Below are 18,703 nucleotides of genomic sequence, written 5' to 3'. Positions count from 1 at the left end.
TTATGAAACTATTAAAAAACTTTCCGAGATTATATCCCATATAACAGCACAAAGTCAAGAAAAGTTTACATATAAAAGTTTAAGATTTTATCAAATCAAAAACCCCGCGACTGCGGGGCTAAAAAATTTACCAAGCGCTTTTTCCGGCATCCATGATAAGCTGGCTACCGGTCATAAAAGACGAAGCATCGGAACAAAGGAATAAAATCGCGCCATTGTATTCGCCAACTCCCGCCATCCGGCCAAGCATATTCAGAGATGAATAACGCTTTCTGAAATCTTCCGGAACTTCCGCTTTCGGCATCCCGCCGGGAGTAAAAGTGTTGACGCGAATGCCATACTTGCCTAGATAAGAGGCCCAAGCGCGGGTCAAACCCAGCACGCCGGACTTTGCAGTAATGTAAGCAATTGATTTGAATTTGCCTTCACCATAAATCCGATTGTCAACGGCGATATTGGCGACTTCAGAAGCGATATTTACAATCACTCCCGAGCCCTGTTTCATCATCTGTTTTGCCGCCGCTTGGGTGCAAATCATCATTCCCGTAAGGTCAGCATCAATCTCTTTCTTCCATAGGTCAATGGGATATTCCTCGTAGGGTGCAAACATTTGCTTCGCCTCATCGCTTCCGACCGCCGGATTCATCGCGGCGTTATTAATCAAAACATCAATTTTGCCGAAGAAATTTGCAGCGGCTTGTGCCGCTTTCTGAACGGCTTTTTCATCAGTGATGTCAACTTCATTGTGAAAAAGGCTTCCGAAATAAGCGCCTGGCTTATCCCATAAAACTACTGTCGCGCCGGCATCATCCAGTGCTTTGGCGAATTGCATTCCGAGAAATCCCGCTCCGCCAGTGATAACTATCACCCTATCTTTAACGGAAAACATTTTATACGCTTCTAAACTCATCTTCAACTCTCCTTTTTGCGCATTAACTGGTAGAAAGAATTGTTGGATCAATCCCACGAGCTTCAAAAATTAAATTAACGAAATCACGCACGGCGCCCGCGCCGCCCGGCCTTTCCGTGATAAATAACGCTATTTCTTTCACAACCTTTTCGGCTTGGGCCGGGGCTACCGGAAACCCGACCCGGCGAAGCAACGGCACATCAACAAGATCGTCCCCCATTGCCGCACATTCTTCAAAAGAAACACCAATACTTACAATAAATTGTTCAGCAGCTTCAATTTTACGCGCACCGCCCATTCCGGTAAAAAACGCGACTTCGGCCCAACCGCCATTCTCCGGTGGCTTTTTAGCCGAAGGCAAATTGTTCCATTTTTCAACAAGCCCAGCGGCGGGCTCAGCGTGAATACCAGTTTCATTGGTAATCACCGCTACCCGTATGCCAACCGCTCGTAGTAAAGAAACTCCTTGTCCATCGTAGTGACTGCGCCATTTGCCTTTATAGGGCGCCCCTTCAAGCACGCTATTGTCCGTAAATACGCCGTCAAAATCAAAAATTACAGCTTTAATTCGTCTCGCTAATTCATATGTGCTTTTCATGCACAGCCTCCATTGTTTATGATGCTTTCTGCAAGTGTCACGCCGTCAAGGCCGTGGAATTTAAGCACCTCATCCGGCCGTCCGCATTCCGGCAAACCGGTTATTCCGAATTTCTTGAATGTTTTTCCTTCCAAAAGTTTATTGGCAACAAATTGGTTTAACAGAAAATCACCTAAGCCGCCGATCGTACTATGGTCTTCCAGCGCGAATATTTCTGCAGTCACGCCTAAAACCTCTCTTAACCATTCAATATCCGCCGAATTCAGCCACGGCATATTAACTACTTTTAATCCGAATCCTTTTTTCGCCAGTATTTCAGAAGCTAAAAGAGCTTCATGAAGCATCACCGGCCCATACGCGAAAATAATCGCGTCATCCCCCTCCGTCAGAACAGCGCCTTTTCCTTTAACGAATACATAATTTTCCGGCAATTGAATTATCCTCGGAGAAGGACCGATGTTAAGCCGCAACATACAACTGCGCTTCGCTACACTCACGCAATAATTTAGGGCTTGATGCATCTCCCAAGAATTACATGGCTGAACAATTGTTATGTCTGGAAGAGCGCCAAAAAGTGAAATGTCCCGCAAACACTGGTGTGATTTTCCCGGTCCGGCTGGAATTAAGCCGGCGTAATGGCAGATATAAATAATTTTAGAACCCTCGCAAGCATTCGTATAAATCTGTTCATTGGCCCGCGACGCCAGAAACGCGCCGAAAGAGTTGACTATCGGAAGTATCCCCTGCCGCGCCAAACCGCCAGCCATGGAAACCATGTCCTGCTCAGCAATTCCGACTTCAATAAATCTTTCAGGAAATCTGTTTTCAAACTCGCGCAACCGGCAATCCGCCGCAAGATCGGCGTCAAGCACCACAAAATCGCCGCGCTTCTTGCCCAATTCAACAAGAGCTTTGCCATAAGCGTTGGCAACAAATTCATCGGCTACCTTAATTTGTTTCTGAATTTCTGCTTGGCTTAATTGTTCGCCGACTAAAGATCCCTTCGTTGCCAATTGCTTATCATCGCAAACTTCTTTAACAACTAACGGCTCAAGCGAGAGTTTAATAAACTGACTGTTAATCTCCCCCAATAGTTCGTTAAGAGCAGCCTCATACGAAACATCGTCCGGCGCGCCGGCGTGCCACTTATACAAGCCTTCTTCTTCTAAAGCACGAGGATGTTCCATAAAAGAAACCCCGCAACCTTTGACTGTATCGGCAATAATTATTTTTGGTTTGCCTGAAATTTTTTTGATATTACCAAAAGTTTTTTCTAGAGCCCAAAAATCATTACCTTTGCAGCGTTCAACGTGCCAGCCGAATGACAAAAATTTTTCTTCAAGATTACCAAGATCGCCAATGTCCTTCACCAATTTGTCACTTTGGACTTTATTATGGTCCATAATCACAATTAGCCGATCTTGGCCGAGATGAGCCGCTCCCCGCAATGCCTCATAGTTTTGGCCTTCCTGAAATTCTCCGTCACCGGTCATAACGAAAACTCGTCCGAACAGACTCAAATGCTTTTTGGCCCATGCCATACCACGACCCTTAGAAATTCCCATCCCAAGCGATCCAGAATTGGCTTCAATGCCTTGATTTATTACATCCGGATGGCCATTAAGACCACCAAGACGCCGCAGTTTTAAGAAAAGATTTTCGGAAATCTCTCCGAGCGAAAAAAGCACCGAATATAAACCGGGCACATCATGGCCTTTAGACGAAAAATAGATGTCTCGATCCGGATTATCGAAGTCAGCTTGATCAATATTCATCTCACGATAGTAGAGCCAAACAACAATATCCATAGCACTAAAGCTTGAACCGAGATGGCCGGAACCGGCACGTTTTACCGTCGAAAGCGTATTTAAGCGGCACATATCGGCAATCACGTAAAGTTTTTCATATAAACCGCCAACCGATTGCCAAACGCGGCTAAACTCTGATTGAGGGATAATTCTGATCACGGCATCAGTCATGCGCGACTCCTTTCGCCAAAATCTCAAGCGCCTTAATGACTGCGGATGAATCCAACCCACCAAAACCATAGGCTTTTGCTATCGCGTAAAGCCATTCGGTATCGGAAAGTACCGGAAGCATTAGCCCGAATTCTTTGGCGGCATTACGCGCCAACATCAAATCTTTTCCCATCATTGCCAGCGCGAAAGCCGGCTCAAAGTTATTTTGTTCAAGTTTGGCGGCCTTAGCTTTCAAAAGAGGGCTTGCCACTCCTCCGTTCAAAAGAGTTTCCAATACTTGTTTTCTGGTCAAACCGAATTTTTCGCCAAGCATGATTGCTTCGCTAAAAACTGCCAGCGACACGCCACAGGTCAGATTATGAACAATTTTAGCGGCTTGGCCCATGCCATTTTCACCCATCCAAACAACTCTTTTGCCAAGAACGTTAAAAATATCAGCATTCAGCTCTAAAATATTTTGGGATCCGCCAACAACAAAAGGCAATTCGCCGGCTTCGGCCGCCGCGGGACCGCCAAGCACCGGCGCGTCCAGCCAATTAAATCCAAAATCTTGGGCCTGCCGAGCTAAATTTTTAGTTGTCTTAACCGAAATCGTGCTGCAGTCAATAAAAACCGTATTAAGCCGAGCGCCGGCAAACGCGCCTGATCCACCTTCCGTAACCGCGCAAAGGGCGGGATCATCGCTTACCATTGTAATAATCACATCAGAATTCTCGGCAAGTTGCCGCGGATTTGCGGCAAACTGCGCTCCGAGACTGATTAATTTATCGGTTTTTTCTATCGTGCGATTATAAACTGTCAAATCGTAACCGGCGGCGATCAACCGCTTTGCCATACGAGAACCCATAATCCCCAAACCAGCGAATCCGATTTTTTTCATTTTTTGTTCCTCCGATTTTTAGTTTTCAAAGGTCAAAGCTGTTTTAGCATTAAATATCTAACACAAAATTTAAATCTTGTCAAAATTAAATTTAAATGTTATTATCCGAACCAATCGGCGTTTAATTATAAACGCGTTTAAAGTTCATTAATAAAACGGAGGAAAACCATGAATAGTATCCACCCCGCGGATGTTGTTAAAGATATTAAACCGGCTGATTTGAGAAATCTTAATGCCGTATTTATTAATATGCCGCTTCGTGAAACGGCGGTGCCAAATAATACTCCCCAGGGCCCCCTTCTTCTCGCGACTAATCTGCGCAAAAACTATGGCATCAACGCCACCGTAATTGATTTAAACGGCTATCGCGTAAAAGACGAACTGGCGCAAAAACGCGGTCTTGTAAACGGCCGCCATCTTACAGAACCGGAAGTGTTTGAGCTTATTAAAAAACACTTTGAAGTCCACGGAGAACCTGACCTTGTCGGCTTTTCAGGAAAAATCACCACTCTGCGCTGGCAGGAAAAAGTCGCAAAAATGATTCGCGAGCTTCTGCCTAATGTCTTTTTGGTTTCTGGAAACGGTCTGGCAACCGAGCTAAAAGCGGGATTATTTAATTATATTCCCGAACTTGACGGCGTTGCCCGTTCCGAAGGCGATGATGTGATTATAAAAATCGCTTACGACGCCAAAATCATCAAAGAAATGGGATTTGCGAATGCCATCAACTCCGGAAAATTGGCGCCTTATTACGTCGGTGAAATTCACGGATGCTACCGCTTTCTTTATGAAGGCGACCGGCCGAGAGATTTGGACGCCATACCCTTTGCCGATTTAGACCTGCTCAAAGAAGATGTTTTCGGATATGAAATGCTTGAATACTATCTTGGCAATGCCATTTGGGGGACTTCGGCCAACAATAGTTCGGCAACATCTTTCGAGATGCGAAGAAGCACTAATTTTGTTTCTTCCCGCGGCTGTCCCTACGCTTGCGCTTTCTGCTTTCGCGGAGCGCAGGGTGAAAGGAATTACGGAATGCGTTCGGCGAAAAACCTCGCCGAGGAATTCAAACTCCATATTGAAAAATACGGCGTGGACTTTATTGGAATGCCCGACGATAATTTTGGAGTTGATTACCATAGAATTGTTGAGCTTGTCCCATATCTTAAACCGCTGGGTGTCCGCTGGGGCACGCACACGCGGCTTGACGAATCAGCCGGCTTGCGGCCGAAAGCCGGAAAGCCGGGCGAATATATTTTCGAAGACCCAAAACGCGTTGACCTGATGGCCGAAGCCGGATGTGTCTACATTGGCTTTGGCGCCGAGAGCGCTTCTCCGTCGGTCCTTAAAGCAATGAATAAGGGCGGCTTTATCCTTAAAAACGGGTTAACGCCAATAAGGGTTGACGGAAAAACCTACGAATTCCCCCGCACCATGATTGAGGGAATCAAAAACTGCGATTTGGCCGGAATCCACGCCAACTGCACCTGGATTATGGCGTATCCGACCGAAACCCTTGAAGACCTTAAAATCAGCGTCGCTTTCATAAAATGGCAGGAAGATTTCTACACTTCCCGCGGCAAACTGCCCGATTCGGTAAACAGGAGAATGTTTACCGCCACCTGGTATCCGGGAACGGAAATGCTTAACCATCCGAAGGTCAAAAAAATGCTTAATGAAGTTTTCGGAATTAACTTTAACCCGGTAACGCGTGAGCCGATTTGCGACGAGAATTTCCATCAGTATGTTTTGGAACTCGATGACGCTACAAAACTGCTTCATAATCCTCAAACTGGTGAGCCGCTTAATTTCGGCGACATGCCAATGGACACATTCCTTAGGGCTCGCGAATGCGTTGATAGCGACGAGACCTTCAAAATTCTGGAAATGTAAAATTTCAATTAACCTCTCAAATCAAATTGGGAGGTTTTAAAAATTACAACATTCCGAGACAATCGTTAGATTTTGCCGTAATTTTTGAATTTACGTGAAAGTAAACCAGCGCTCCACTTGCCAATTTTGACAACCGTAATGAATAATGGTATTATATTTTAAACGATCTTTATAAATAAGGAGGGCCTGGCATGATAAATATTCAATATCCATTGAGTGTTCTTGAGATGGGTTGCGGAGATTATCCATGGTTTGGTTTAGATTTTCTGCTGCTTAACAAGCATGTCAATAGAATTGAAGAAGTCAAGTATAAAAAAAATCTAACAGAATACGAAAGTGATCTGAGTAAATACCAGATAAAAGAAAGCGTCAGAGAAATTGAAAGAATAGAAAGGCTTATGCAAGAATGGAATAATGCCGGTTACAATCTGGCTGATCTAAACAAAAGAATTTCTCGATATGTTTGTGTTGATTATGATTTCCGACTTTGTAGTGGGATAGGGTTTAAGGATCCGAAAGACTTGAGAAATAAAATCAAAAGATTAGAGGATTTAGGACACTTTAATGGTCACTTTGATATCTTGAAATCAAATGGATGTGCTCTGCCTTTTCCAAATGAAACATTCAATATAGTGGCGTTAGCCAACGTGCTAAGTATTCCGCGTTTTAACGAGTGCCATTGCGACAAAGGTACTTGTGAAATGGGTTCTGATAGAAAATGCGTCAGTAACGCTGATTACGAAGGTAGACCGTGCAACTGCACCTTCTATTCACTCGGAATATCTGACGAGGATAAGGTTCAGATTGTTACAGAGGCAATTCGGGTTCTTCGTAAAGACGGCCTTCTTATCAACGGAGATACTTCCACTACCTTCAATGGTGGCGCTGGCTATAATGAGCTGAGAAAGTTGCACAAAAACGGGGTGGTTCAGCTAAAGTTCTTTGATAGCTGGCGACATCGAGCTGTCTTTGAAAAATCAACCGTCCAAGAAGTTAACCAACAGCTTATCTCGCAGTGGAGACCAGAAAAAATGACTTCGGCGTGGATAGATGGTTGATAACATAAAATTTCAAAGCGAAACCCGACAGCAACTTGTCGGGTTTTATAATTGGACTTTTTAATAACTTTATTGTATTTTTTGTAAAGTTATGAATATCATAGCAATAATACCGGCTCGGGGCGGTTCAAAGGGCGTCCCGGGCAAAAACATAAGAAACTTTTGCGGCAAGCCCCTGATTGCCTGGGCAATTGAAACGGCTCTCAAAAGCCGCTTAATTTCGGCGACATGCCAATGGACACATTCCTTAGGGCTCGCGAATGCGTTGACAGCGACGAGACCTTCAAAATTCTGGAAATGTAAAATCTCTTCCCGTTCTCCGAGGGTTAATCTGATATATACGTATATATTGACAGATATCTTATTTTATGGTAGATTTAAATTATCGATTATAGCGCCCGTCATAGCGACGAGTGACTAAACCGAAGCGTTGGGTTTAACAAGGAGGACGAGGACAATGGCTGCTCCTTATTGCACAAATTGCGGGAAAAGAATGATCGTCGTCCCGACTGGGAAGTTTGATTCCCTGACGGGGAAACCAACGAGTATATTTGTTTGTGGTGATGTAAAGAAATGTCATAGTGCGTGTTTTAATAATGGTGGTCATTTTTATAAAGGTTTTTTTACAAGAATATGTCAACGATGTGGTGAACCTGCAAATGATTAGTAAAATTTTGGAAATGTAATAAATTTTTCCAAAAAGCCCCAATGCTTGCATTGGGGCTTTATTATTGCGAACTTGATTTTTTAAGAAATTAACGTATAATATTAAAACATATGAATATCATAGCAATAATACCGGCTCGGGGCGGTTCAAAGGGCGTCCCGGGCAAAAACATAAGAAACTTTTGCGGCAAGCCCCTGATTGCCTGGGCAATTGAAACGGCTCTCAAAAGCCGCTTAATAGACCGGGTAATCGTCACCACCGACGATCCCGAAATAGCCAAGGTAGCAAAAAAATACGGCGCTGAAGCGCCATTTTTGCGCCCAAAAAACTTGGCTCAAAGCACAACACAGATGGAACCTGTTTTAAAACATGCGATAGAATGGCTTAAAAAAAATGAGAATTATAAAACTGATGCTATAGTTTTACTGATGCCGCCCAATCCTCTAAGGAGCGTTAAACAGGTTGATGAAGCGATAGAACTATTTTTGAAAAAAGACCCGGATGTGGTCGTGCCTCTTTGCGAATTGTCAGCCGCCCACCACCATCCTTATTGGATTGTCCGGCCGGTTAAAAAAGGCAAAAGCTACGAATTGCTCAACGCCATAAACCAGAACGTGAAATACGCTCCGGCGCGCCGTCAGCTTCTGCCTAAATATTATGTCAAAAATGACCTGGTGTTCGTTATGAAGCCTAAGATTTTATACGGAAAAAACGCTTGCTACTTCGGCGGTTCAAAACAAGAGCCCTATATCGTGAGCGATTTTTACGACGAAGACATAAACATCCCTTCGGACTGGGAAAAAATGGAAGCAAAATTCCGCCAGCTTAAGCGGAATTTGACTTCACATAAAAAAATTGCTTAAATTATACCGCTAACTTAGCGGCTGGCTCGTTAACAAAACAAACACATACCAAGGAGAGGAAAATGTCTGGATTTCGCGTTTTGATGCTCTATCCAAGCCTACAGACCGAATCAATAGTGTCGCCAACTCTAGCACTTTTTTCCGCGCTACTGAAGCGCGAAGGCTTTACAGTTTCATTATTTGATAGTTCGGGTTATCAAACGGAAACCGATTTAAAGAGTTCCGGAAAAGTTAAAATGGCAAATTTAAATGTCAGGCCGTTTGAGATAGAACCCACTTCAAAGGAAGTTGATGTCTATGAGGCCTTCAGGAAACAGATTGAGTCATTTTGTCCGGATTTGATTTTAGTCACAGCAACCGAGAGCATGTTTCTGACGGCGATTAATCTGCTTAGTTACGTGAACAATTTAAAAGTGCCTGTAATTTTGGGTGGCGTCTTTGCGACTTTCGCCCCCGAAGTGTGCATGAGATATAAAGAAATAGACATTCTTTGTGTCGGCGAAGGTGAATACGCCCTGGTTGACCTATGCCATCGAATGAGCAGAAATAAAGATTACTCCGATGTACCAGGTCTTTGGGTACGAATGAAAGACGGCTCCGTTAGAAAAAATCCAATGGGGTCGATAGTAAATATGGACGCAAATCCTTTGTCGGATTTTTCCATTTTCGAGGAATCCAAATTCCGTCGTCCAATGACCGGAAAAATTTATCGATTATTTCCTATTGAAACACACCGCGGTTGTCCGTACACTTGCCGATTTTGCAACTCTCCGGCACAGAATTCTCTTTTTGAATCCGCAATAGGAGAACCGTTTTTCCGCAAAAAATCTTTAACAGAAGTTAGAAAAGAACTGCTCAATTGCCGCGATGTTTACGGGGCAGAATACTTTTTCTTTTGGGCCGATACTTTTTTCGCATGGTCTGAAAAAGAGTTTGATGAATTTTGCGAGGTGTACCAAGACATTAAAGTACCATTTTGGTGCCAAACCCGACCGGAGACGGTAGTTGAACGGCGCATTAAAAAACTAAAAGAACTGGGCATCAATCAACTGGTGTTCGGCATTGAACACGGCAATGAAAAGTTTCGTAAAGAAGTTATCGATCGTGCTTATACGAATAAAGTACTTACCGAAAAGCTGATAATTCCACATGAATGCGGAGTTCTATTCAGTGTAAATAACATCATAGGTTTTCCCGACGAGACCCGCGATTTGGTCTTTGATACGATTGAGCTTAATCGCCAGGTGTATAGTGATACAATGAGTTGTTCTATTTTTACTCCATACCATGGAACAAATCTTAGAAACATGGCTGTAAAAAAAGGATACATAAGTCCGAATATGATTTGTCCCGGAAATTCCGATGACTCCGTGCTTAATATGCCACCGCCCTATCTTAATAAAGAGCAAATCAGCGCGTTGCGCCGGGTTTTCGCGATGTACGTAAAATTTCCGAAAGAACGCTGGCCAGAAATTGCCAAAGCAGAAGCTCTAACACCCGAAGGCAATGCGATTTGGGAAAATCTTCGCAAAGAGTTTATAGAAACATTCTTTGATAATCCCGATGGAAATATTGAAGATAGTTAAAATATTAAAAAATAAAAGATAGGATAAAATCGGCTATCCTCGCGCCCGATTTGCCGTCTACTTTCCAAAGCTGCTCTCTAGCAGCTTTTTTTCTGCCTTCTTCGCCTAGTCGCGGATTTTTCAAATACTCACCAATCCATAAAATTAAATCTTCAATACTCCCGGCCCTTTTAACTTTACTTGTTTTAAAAAAACTTATCAGGTGATCATAATCATTCATACTTTTAACACTAGACCAGTATGGTTTAGATTTAAAGCCGTCAAAATCAACCGCGATTTGCGGTTTATCAAACACCAAAGAATCCAAACCGATTGAAGTTACGATCCAAACCACCACGTCCGAATAATAAACGGTATCAATTAAATGAATACTGTCTTGCATTGAGAATTCAAGAAATTTTCCGCTACCCTTCATCGTACCGGGCATTTCAACAATAAAATCCGGGTCGTTTTTGAATTTTTCTAATACTTTGTCCGGCCTTGTAGGATGGTTTCTGACAAAAAATTGAACATCCTTTGGTAAAATGCCTCTTTCTTTTGCGGTTTTAAACGCTTCGCAAATAACGATATTGGCATCCGCGGAAATTTCCCGGCTACCGGGAGAAAATAAAATCGTCATTTTATCGGGATCTCCGCCAACTGATTTAAAAAATTCCTCCCGACTTTTAAAAGGCGCCTTAAGATAATCGTCAAACTGGGGAAGGCCGCCGATAAAAATGTTTTCTTCGGGAAAATTATGAATTTTTATCGCTTCTTTTTTTATCACTTCATTATTGACAATCAATCTGTCGGGCAGACACCTCATCAGTCCCTTGCTGATATTATTGTCCCAGGAACGAACCATTCCAACGACAAAAACCTTCCTTATTTTCGCCTCTTTAATCAGCGCCTGATCAAAATCATCGTATACGTCGGTTGAAAAAATAATATCAGGCTTATATTTTTCAAACTGATTTTCATAAAAACTGCCGGGCGAAAAATGCCAATCAAAAAACCTAAAAGTCTTATTTATGACTTTATAGCCTGACAAAAACCATGTCAGAACCATAAAGACATGAAATTTTACAAAATTATAGAAGCTTGGATGGGCGCTTAAATATTCGTGCCTTTTATGTCGAATCCAATGATTATAGATAAAGAAAAAAGCGACTTTTGAAAAAAAATTGTTTGAACTGGAATTTTTAAACGGCATTAAGTCAACGCCTTCAACAATTACATTATCCGAACGATAATTATTTTCAAAAAAATCTTTTAAAATTACTGGTACCAAAAGAATAATTTTTAAATCATTGCGAGCTTTCAAAATCTTAAACACGTCCGTATTCAGGATGTTTTTGGAAATAAAAGGATGAAATGCGGTTATAAAAATCGTCTTCATTTTTTATACCATTCTAAATAGTTATCAATCATTTTTTCTAAACTAAATCTCGTCTTAACTTGTTCATACCCCGCTTGGCCAAACTGTATTGTTTCTTCTTGATTTTGAAGCAAATCAATTATTTTTCCGGCCATCGCTTCAATATTAAACGGATTTACGATATAGCCGGTTTCGCCGTCTATAACCGCTTCCCGGCTTCCGCCAAAACAAGTGGCGATAACCGGTTTTTTGCAAGCCATAGCTTCTAAATTTACGGTCGGAAAAGAATCAAAACAGACGGATGGCGTTGCCACAATATCAGCGGCGCGGTAAACAGCTTTAAGTTCGTCTCCGGAAAGCCAGCCGACAGCAATAATATTTTCGCTAATTTCTAAATCGGCGGCAAAATCCAAGATTTCTTTCGCCTCTCCGTCTGTTTTTCCGACGAGTAAAAGAGCCGCGTTGGGTATTGTTTCAATCACCTTTTTTATCGCCAAGCAAATTTCCCGCCCTCCTTTCAGCCAGCTTAAGCGTCCGCCAAAAAAAATAATCCGTTTTCCCGCTAAGCCATGTTTCTTTTTGAATTCCTCAACACTGCCATCATCTAATCGCCATTCTTCAATTTCAATGCCGTTGTGGACAATAGCGACATTGGATATGCCGTTTTGGACAAGCGTTTCTTTTAAAGCGCTTGAAACGGCGATTATTTTATCAACGTATTTAAGACAATGGCGGATAATTATATTTCTTAAAGGATTATATGTTTTGCCCGCTCTTTTAATTTGTTGCCAAACACTGATTTTATAATTGAACTTTTCGGGACAAGATAAATCATCGGGGTTTATGAATTCCGCCAGTTTCCCGTAATAGAAGGGCATCACGTCATGCGCCGTCAAAAAAACTTTGGCACCTGATTTTTTGGCAAGCTTCAGTGCGTGATATGAAAGATGAACATGGATATTGTTGGCGTGAACAACATCCGGTTTTACTTCTTCAATAATTTTAGCGATGTGTTTTACGGTCTGGGGATTGTATAAGCTGCGATAAGCGCGCCAAAAAAGATTATAATTGGAATAAATAGACCACACTTTAATGCCTTCAACCATTTTTTGGCCCGCAAGCGCTTTGTCTTGGACGGAAGCGATAACGCAAACATCGTGAAGCGCGCGCTTAAAACCCAGCGCCATTGAGCGCGCCATACGGGCCGCTCCTCCGCCATCTTCAAAAGAATCCGATAGAATTAAAATTTTCATAATCAGCCCGATTTTCTCTTTAATAAATCACAGTTGGTCAAATAAATGCAGTTATCTCTATGTGAAATATACTTAAAAAAATTTTCCAATTCGGGCCACATTCCGTATTTTTCTATTTCCCAGGAATGCCCCCAGATGTGGAAAACGCCGCCGTTTTTATAAACGTAATCAAACAGACCTCGCGCCAGCGATTGCCACGAAAACAGTGCTTTTGGCGAAATTCTATATTTAATAATGCCCCCGATATTATCAAAAAATGGCCGCAGGCCGGCACGGATACTGCCGGTATTCGGGCGCAACGGATGCGGATAAACATGAAGGGTCGTTTTCATTTCAAAAGAATCACCGGGCGTTTCAATAGTCCAATCGCGAACCGTCCGCGCGCCGGCAAATCCAAGGGAGCCGACAATCCGCTTAATTTCTTCATTATAATCCCCGAAAGGATAGGCGAACATCTCAACCGGCTTACTGATAATTTTTTCTAAAATTATTTTGGAGTTTTTAATTTCCTCCGTGGCCTCGTCAATTCTGATAACGCTTAAGTGTGGATGATTTACGGTGTGAGCGCCAATTTCATGATTTTTAGAAATTTCTCTGATATCATCATCGCTAAGGCGGTTGTCCTGATTTATTGCAACATAAAAAGTTCCCGCAAGACCGTATTTTGTAAGAAGTTCAGACACCCTTAAATCGAGCTTATGCCCGTCGTCCCAGCTTGTCGTTATAAAAATTTTTTTCATAATTCAGAATTTTTTACCGCCAAACTAACGGCGCGCCAAAACTTGCGTTTCAGCCAAAAAACCGCGAGTTTTTTCTTTAGCTTTTTGTGTTCAAAAGAATTTTGAAAACTGCTGTTTCCAAAATGCCATCCCTTTCCACCGGCGTTCGCGGCTCGTTTGTTATTATAAACTTCCGTAATTTCATTTATCATTTTTACTTTTTCCTGAAAGATTTCAGACCGAAAAACCGGCACTTCTTTTAAGTTGCTAAAAGTGTTCTTCCGAATATTATCGCTTAGCGAGCCATGCTCGGAAATAAGACACGAAAAAAAGGCGGCTAATTCCAGCGGCTGGAAAACAATATAAAAATCAATAGTTCTGGAATAACGGCCGAATCCTATTTTAAATTCTTGGCAAGAATCAATTGATAGTTTCAGGGCTTGCGACGGAGTTTTGATAAAATCGGTAAAAACACGGCTGTCGCCAAAAGAATTATAATAAACATTCTTTGATTTTTTATCCAAAAAAGAGCCGCTCCAAAAATTGGTTTTTCCTATCCCCAAATTCTTAATGTCTTCTAAGTGGGAATATTTGCGAGCCCAATCATTCAAGGAAAAAGCGGCTTCAAAACTAAGAAGTAAGCCGTCGTAAAATAATTTTATCAATCTCCGGGCGGCTTGCCGCTGGTCAATCTTAAACCAGTTGTCTCTTAAGTCCTTAAGATCTTCGGAAAAGGAAGAGCTAATTTTTCTATCGGTAATATTATTTATTTCGCGAACGAGATAAACGCAGGTTTTAATTGTTTCTAAAATATGTCTCGCCGGCAGCTCCTTTTTTGCATAATGGGAAATAGTTGAACTTATTACCGCCAAGTCTTCTTCGACGCGAGCCAAACTTAGAATATCCTTTTCTTCTTTAGAAAAACTTATATTTTCAAAATTTAAATCTCTTTCAATACCATCGGCCTTGTACAATAATCGTTGGCCATTTGGCCATATATTAGTAGTCCAAGGATCAAAATAAAGCATTTTGCGGTAATGTTTTTCCGTAAAAAGCGTGATTTGATGACTCATCAGGTATTTAGTCTTTTGGGAAAGCGCCGGATGTAAAGTAAGGCCCATTTTTTCCGCGTCATCCGAAAAAACCGCCCAAAAATCCATGTCCGATATTCCGGGATATGGAATCCAGCCATATTCAAACAGGGCGACAAGCCCGGGAGTATTGCGGATTTGGTTGATTATTTCAATCCGAGCTTCTTCATAATCCGATTCATTATATTCAATGGGCCAATCGTAAGCGCGCCATCCATCTACTTCTATTGTTTCTTGATTCTTAAAATTCATAGTATTGATAATAGTATTTCTCTAATATTGTTCTCTGTCATTTTTCTTGGATTATTTTTAAGGCGTTCAGCATTTACGCTTTTTACCGCCGAATCAATATCGTTTTGGCGAACACCCAATTTACTAAGCCGAGTTTCAAGGCCGATTTGCTCCATAATATTATTAATTTTCCGCGCCGTCGTGCCGGCATTGGCAACTCCCAAAAGACGCGATAATTCAGCCATTGTCTTGCTATTGATATGGCTATTATAAACAAATATTTTCCCCAGAGTAAGGGCTACGGCATGTCCGTGCGGAATGCCAAATCGAGAAGTAAAAAAGTAAGAAATGGCGTGAGGCGCGGTTGTTTTGGTTATATTAATAGCTTTGCCGGCCAAATGCGAGGCTAACGCCATTGCAGAACGCGACTCAAGATTCGGATTTTTTACGGACTGTACAAGGTTGCCGAGTATCAATCGAATCGCCCTTTCGGCAAGATGTTTGGAAACATCGGTGGCGTTGACGCACCAGTATGATTCTATCGCCTGTGATAAAGCATCCATGCCCGATGCGGCCGCAAGGCGAACCGGCATATTCATGGTTAACAGTGGTTCAATTATCACGGCAGCCGGAAGTATAGATTCATGGGCAATAGAATATTTTTTTCCCTCGGCGTAAACAACGGCAAAATGAGTCGCCTCGCTTCCCGAACCAGCTGTCGTTGGAATGGCTATCAATAATTTTCCATTTTTGGTAATTTTTTTACGGCCGGAAATATAATCGATAGGCAACCCGTCTTGAACTGAAAGAATATTTATAAGCTTGGCCATATCAATGACGCTACCGCCGCCAATCGCCACGACAACATCATATTTTTTCTTCCGAAAAATATTTATCCCGCGCTCCGCGTCTTCTAACTTTGGGCTAGAACTAAAATCGCTGAATTTCGTAATTTCATAAGACAATAACACTTTGTGAAACATTCGTTCCGCTCCCGATGTAATATATGATTTTCCCCCGGTAACCAAAAATACCCGCCTGGCCCCGTTCTTTTCAAAAAACTTTTTTAACCCTTCCGCCGCTAAAAGATTCTGCGAGCCACGACTTACAAAATCCATAAATAAATTTTTATTTTCTTTTTGGTTTAAAGTTGGGCGGCCAAGATTATCCCGCGAACCCGTCTTTACCGCCACTTCAAGTAATGCCGGACCCGGCATTCTTTTAAAATCAGCAATGACATCTCTTAATTTTCCGGCTTCTGAAACTCGAAACACATTTTTATAACCGCAAGCGCGAGCGACTTGAGGAATATCCATTGAAAAAGCGGCGGTTGGCTGGCCGCCCACCGATTCATACGCGTAATTATTTAAAACTATATGCTTAAAATTTTCCGGCGCCGCGTTTCCTATAACTGCGAGCGCGCCCATATGCATAATAAGAGCGCCGTCGCCGTCAAGACAATAAACTTGGCTTTCCGGCTTGGCCAGCGCCATGCCAAGCGCAATCTGGGAAGAATGCCCCATTGACCCGACCGTCAAAAAATCTTTTTGATGGCTCTGGCCGGAATTTTCCCGCACTTCGAAAAGTTCGCGCGAAGTTTTACCCGTCGTAGATATAAAAATTTCATCGCCCCGCAATTCATCAGTAATAATTTCTATAGCCTCTTCCCGCGAAAGCGGCAAATTCAGCGGCTGAACCGGCTTCTTAGGCGCATACGGCGCGAACGTGCCGCTTCTTACAACAAGCGCATATGGAGCGCGAAATTTATTCATATAGACAATAGCTTTCTTCACGGCTTTTCTTGCGTCATCCAAAGAGCTTGGCAATATTTCAAAAGAAATGCCTAACGCCTTTAAAATTTCCGGAGTTATCCGCCCTTGCTTGATGTGCTGCGGTTCATCTTTAACACCGGGTTCGCCTCTCCATCCTATCAGTAAAAGCATGGGGATGCCGTAGACCTCCGGATCGGCAAGCGAAACCAAAGGATTAACGGCATTACCCTGGCCGGAATTCTGCATATAAATAAGGCCGATTTTTTTGGTGGCCAAATGGTATCCGGTTGCTAAAGCGACGGCTCCGCCTTCGTTAGCGGCAATAATGTGAGAATTTGATTTCGCGTTATCCGTGATATAAGCGGAAAAATCTTTTAACAGCGAATCGGGAACTCCCGAAAAAAAACCAATCCCGTTTTTAACCAGCAGGTCATAAAATATTTTTGGCGAAATCATAAATTCAAATCCAGCAGTTCCTTTACGGGCATGCAAAATTCCTCCGATTCCAGACACCTTTTATTTTCCAAAATTGATTTTGCCGTTTTTTCCATAGCCGGATAGGAACTTCTTAAAAGATGATTGGCGTAAATAACCATTTGCACTCCGGCCTTAGTCAATTCTTCTTCAGTAATTGAATTGTAGGTTGTCGGAACGACTATTAACGGAGCCTTATTATCAAATTTTTTATAATTTTCACAAAAAGCCAAAATTTCCGATGGGTCTTTCTCTTTACTGTGAATCATAATGCCGTCGGCTCCGGCGCTTATATACGCCCTAGCTCTTACCAGAGCATCTTTAAGCCCCTTTTTTAATATTAAGCTTTCAATTCTGGCGATTATCATAAAATCATCCGTCACTTGCGCTTTTTTGCCCGCCGATATTTTTTCGCAAAAATTTTCGATACCATCTTGGTCTTGAACAACATCGGTTCCATATAATGAATTGCGTTTTAAACCCGTTTTATCTTCAATAATAATACCGGAGACGCCAAGACGCTCCAGGGTCCTCACCGTGGATTCAAAATGTTCTATTGAGCCGCCATTATCACCATCCATTATGAGTGGCTTGGTAGTGACATCAAAGACCTCGTTTATGGTATTAAGACGGGATGTAAAATCAACTATCCCAGTATCGGGTTTGCCCTTCGCTACGGAATCGGTCAAACTGCTTAACCACATTCCATCAAATTCCTGGGTTTTTCCATCCTTGCTGATCTTTGTTCTTTCCACGATTTTGCCGGTAAGTCCGTTATGGACTTCTAAAATCCTGACTAGCGGCTTGGTATTGAGCGTTCGTCTGATCATTCGCATCCGTTTTTCGGGAGTAGTTCCAACGCGGGTTATTGCCTCTATGAGTTTGGTAGAAGACACGCCGGGGGTATATTTCGGCTCAACAAGTTTGCCTCCCCACTCTTTGAGTGTCTGAATCACCCGCTCTCTCACTTCTTTTTGGACCCCCGTTTTCCAATCATCGCCATGGACTACATAATCGGGCTTAAGTCGGCGTAAATTCGGCACGTAATCAAGAGTTGTTTGTGGTATAACGGCGCTGACACTTTTAACACTTTCTATTACGGTTTTGCGTTGTTCATAAGTTAAAAGCGGAACGCGCTTGTAGCTTGCTATCGCCTCATCGGTCAGAAGGCCAATTACGACTTTTCCAAGTTTTTGAGCTCTGTTGATAATATTAAGATGGCCCGGATGCAAGAGATCGGCAGACATCGCCACATAAGTAATCTTGTTGTTTTTATTTTTCGAATTCTTCATGTTTTTTCTAATCGCCGCCATCTTTATCGTTCATTATGATAGGCGCAAGATACCATTTTTTATAACGAATTGCAATACTA

Annotated in this window: 15 protein-coding genes; 5 read left to right on the top strand and 10 right to left on the bottom strand. The window is 42.4% G+C overall.

Annotated features, from left to right (window positions below; all coding sequences use genetic code 11):
- Positions 1-127: 127 nt before the first annotated feature.
- Genes HYW79_02455 through HYW79_02440 form a run of 4 tightly spaced genes read right to left on the bottom strand, consistent with a single transcriptional unit; the run spans position 128 to position 4,367 of the window.
- Entirely contained in the window at positions 128-889 is a 762-nt protein-coding gene (locus tag HYW79_02455; GenBank protein MBI2635383.1) for an SDR family oxidoreductase, read from the bottom strand.
- A 43-nt stretch (positions 890-932) separates the two neighbouring features.
- Positions 933-1,508 (bottom strand): HAD hydrolase family protein, encoded by a 576-nt coding sequence (locus HYW79_02450; protein ID MBI2635382.1) that lies wholly within the window; start codon positions 1,506-1,508, stop codon positions 933-935.
- Complete coding sequence (locus tag HYW79_02445) at positions 1,505-3,487, bottom strand: 1-deoxy-D-xylulose-5-phosphate synthase (protein ID MBI2635381.1); 1,983 nt, start codon at positions 3,485-3,487, stop codon at positions 1,505-1,507. Before HYW79_02445 ends, HYW79_02450 begins: the two co-directional genes overlap by 4 nt.
- Positions 3,480-4,367, bottom strand: a complete 888-nt coding sequence (locus tag HYW79_02440) for an NAD(P)-dependent oxidoreductase (GenBank protein MBI2635380.1) — start codon at positions 4,365-4,367, stop codon at positions 3,480-3,482. Before HYW79_02440 ends, HYW79_02445 begins: the two co-directional genes overlap by 8 nt.
- A 168-nt stretch (positions 4,368-4,535) precedes the next feature.
- Here HYW79_02440 and HYW79_02435 point away from each other — a divergent pair, with 168 nt between their 5' ends.
- The 5 genes from HYW79_02435 (at position 4,536) to HYW79_02415 (ending at position 10,434) form a co-directional block, all read left to right on the top strand.
- A complete protein-coding gene (locus HYW79_02435) occupies positions 4,536-6,260 on the top strand; it encodes a radical SAM protein (GenBank protein MBI2635379.1) in 1,725 nt (574 codons plus the stop codon).
- A gap of 191 nt (positions 6,261-6,451) precedes the next feature.
- Entirely contained in the window at positions 6,452-7,318 is an 867-nt protein-coding gene (locus HYW79_02430; GenBank protein MBI2635378.1) for a hypothetical protein, read from the top strand.
- 91 nt (positions 7,319-7,409) lie between these two features.
- Positions 7,410-7,739, top strand: a complete 330-nt coding sequence (locus HYW79_02425) for a hypothetical protein (protein ID MBI2635377.1) — start codon at positions 7,410-7,412, stop codon at positions 7,737-7,739.
- Between the two features lie 356 nt (positions 7,740-8,095).
- On the top strand, positions 8,096-8,848 hold the full coding sequence (locus HYW79_02420) for an acylneuraminate cytidylyltransferase family protein (protein ID MBI2635376.1): 753 nt from the start codon (positions 8,096-8,098) through the stop codon (positions 8,846-8,848).
- A 62-nt stretch (positions 8,849-8,910) separates the two neighbouring features.
- Positions 8,911-10,434, top strand: a complete 1,524-nt coding sequence (locus tag HYW79_02415) for a B12-binding domain-containing radical SAM protein (protein MBI2635375.1) — start codon at positions 8,911-8,913, stop codon at positions 10,432-10,434.
- Positions 10,435-10,438: 4 nt separating this feature from the next.
- Here the strand turns inward: HYW79_02415 and HYW79_02410 are convergent, their stop codons facing one another.
- From HYW79_02410 to aepX, 6 genes are read right to left on the bottom strand one after another with little or no spacing between them, the layout of a single operon-like run.
- On the bottom strand, positions 10,439-11,812 hold the full coding sequence (locus HYW79_02410; GenBank protein MBI2635374.1) for a CDP-glycerol glycerophosphotransferase family protein: 1,374 nt from the start codon (positions 11,810-11,812) through the stop codon (positions 10,439-10,441).
- On the bottom strand, positions 11,809-13,044 hold the full coding sequence (locus tag HYW79_02405) for a glycosyltransferase family 4 protein (GenBank protein ID MBI2635373.1): 1,236 nt from the start codon (positions 13,042-13,044) through the stop codon (positions 11,809-11,811). Before HYW79_02405 ends, HYW79_02410 begins: the two co-directional genes overlap by 4 nt.
- A gap of 2 nt (positions 13,045-13,046) precedes the next feature.
- Positions 13,047-13,784, bottom strand: a complete 738-nt coding sequence (locus HYW79_02400; protein ID MBI2635372.1) for a polysaccharide deacetylase family protein — start codon at positions 13,782-13,784, stop codon at positions 13,047-13,049.
- A complete protein-coding gene (locus HYW79_02395) occupies positions 13,781-15,106 on the bottom strand; it encodes a hypothetical protein (GenBank protein MBI2635371.1) in 1,326 nt (441 codons plus the stop codon). The genes HYW79_02400 and HYW79_02395 overlap by 4 nt, the downstream gene beginning before the upstream one ends.
- A complete protein-coding gene (aepY, locus tag HYW79_02390) occupies positions 15,103-17,313 on the bottom strand; it encodes a phosphonopyruvate decarboxylase (GenBank protein ID MBI2635370.1) in 2,211 nt (736 codons plus the stop codon). Before aepY ends, HYW79_02395 begins: the two co-directional genes overlap by 4 nt.
- Positions 17,310-18,623, bottom strand: coding sequence for a phosphoenolpyruvate mutase (gene aepX / locus HYW79_02385; GenBank protein MBI2635369.1), 1,314 nt, complete (start codon positions 18,621-18,623; stop codon positions 17,310-17,312). The genes aepY and aepX overlap by 4 nt, the downstream gene beginning before the upstream one ends.
- Between the last annotated feature and the right edge of the window lie 80 nt (positions 18,624-18,703).

Source organism: Parcubacteria group bacterium, assembly GCA_016186325.1.
GTDB lineage: Bacteria > Patescibacteriota > Minisyncoccia > UBA10092 > UBA10092 > JACPHB01.
Note: the sequence above shows the minus strand (reverse complement) of the source record. Positions and strands in the feature narration are given on the sequence as shown.

What these genes read in the sequence shown, in the direction of transcription:
- HYW79_02455 (MBI2635383.1), bottom strand. Translation starts at nt 889, where the DNA reads ATGTTTTCCGTTAAAGATAGGGTGATAGTTATCACTGGCGGAGCGGGA.
- HYW79_02450 (MBI2635382.1), bottom strand. Translation starts at nt 1,508, where the DNA reads ATGAAAAGCACATATGAATTAGCGAGACGAATTAAAGCTGTAATTTTT.
- HYW79_02445 (MBI2635381.1), bottom strand. Translation starts at nt 3,487, where the DNA reads ATGACTGATGCCGTGATCAGAATTATCCCTCAATCAGAGTTTAGCCGC.
- HYW79_02440 (MBI2635380.1), bottom strand. Translation starts at nt 4,367, where the DNA reads ATGAAAAAAATCGGATTCGCTGGTTTGGGGATTATGGGTTCTCGTATG.
- HYW79_02435 (MBI2635379.1), top strand. Translation starts at nt 4,536, where the DNA reads ATGAATAGTATCCACCCCGCGGATGTTGTTAAAGATATTAAACCGGCT.
- HYW79_02430 (MBI2635378.1), top strand. Translation starts at nt 6,452, where the DNA reads ATGATAAATATTCAATATCCATTGAGTGTTCTTGAGATGGGTTGCGGA.
- HYW79_02425 (MBI2635377.1), top strand. Translation starts at nt 7,410, where the DNA reads ATGAATATCATAGCAATAATACCGGCTCGGGGCGGTTCAAAGGGCGTC.
- HYW79_02420 (MBI2635376.1), top strand. Translation starts at nt 8,096, where the DNA reads ATGAATATCATAGCAATAATACCGGCTCGGGGCGGTTCAAAGGGCGTC.
- HYW79_02415 (MBI2635375.1), top strand. Translation starts at nt 8,911, where the DNA reads ATGTCTGGATTTCGCGTTTTGATGCTCTATCCAAGCCTACAGACCGAA.
- HYW79_02410 (MBI2635374.1), bottom strand. Translation starts at nt 11,812, where the DNA reads ATGAAGACGATTTTTATAACCGCATTTCATCCTTTTATTTCCAAAAAC.
- HYW79_02405 (MBI2635373.1), bottom strand. Translation starts at nt 13,044, where the DNA reads ATGAAAATTTTAATTCTATCGGATTCTTTTGAAGATGGCGGAGGAGCG.
- HYW79_02400 (MBI2635372.1), bottom strand. Translation starts at nt 13,784, where the DNA reads ATGAAAAAAATTTTTATAACGACAAGCTGGGACGACGGGCATAAGCTC.
- HYW79_02395 (MBI2635371.1), bottom strand. Translation starts at nt 15,106, where the DNA reads ATGAATTTTAAGAATCAAGAAACAATAGAAGTAGATGGATGGCGCGCT.
- aepY (MBI2635370.1), bottom strand. Translation starts at nt 17,313, where the DNA reads ATGATTTCGCCAAAAATATTTTATGACCTGCTGGTTAAAAACGGGATT.
- aepX (MBI2635369.1), bottom strand. Translation starts at nt 18,623, where the DNA reads ATGAAGAATTCGAAAAATAAAAACAACAAGATTACTTATGTGGCGATG.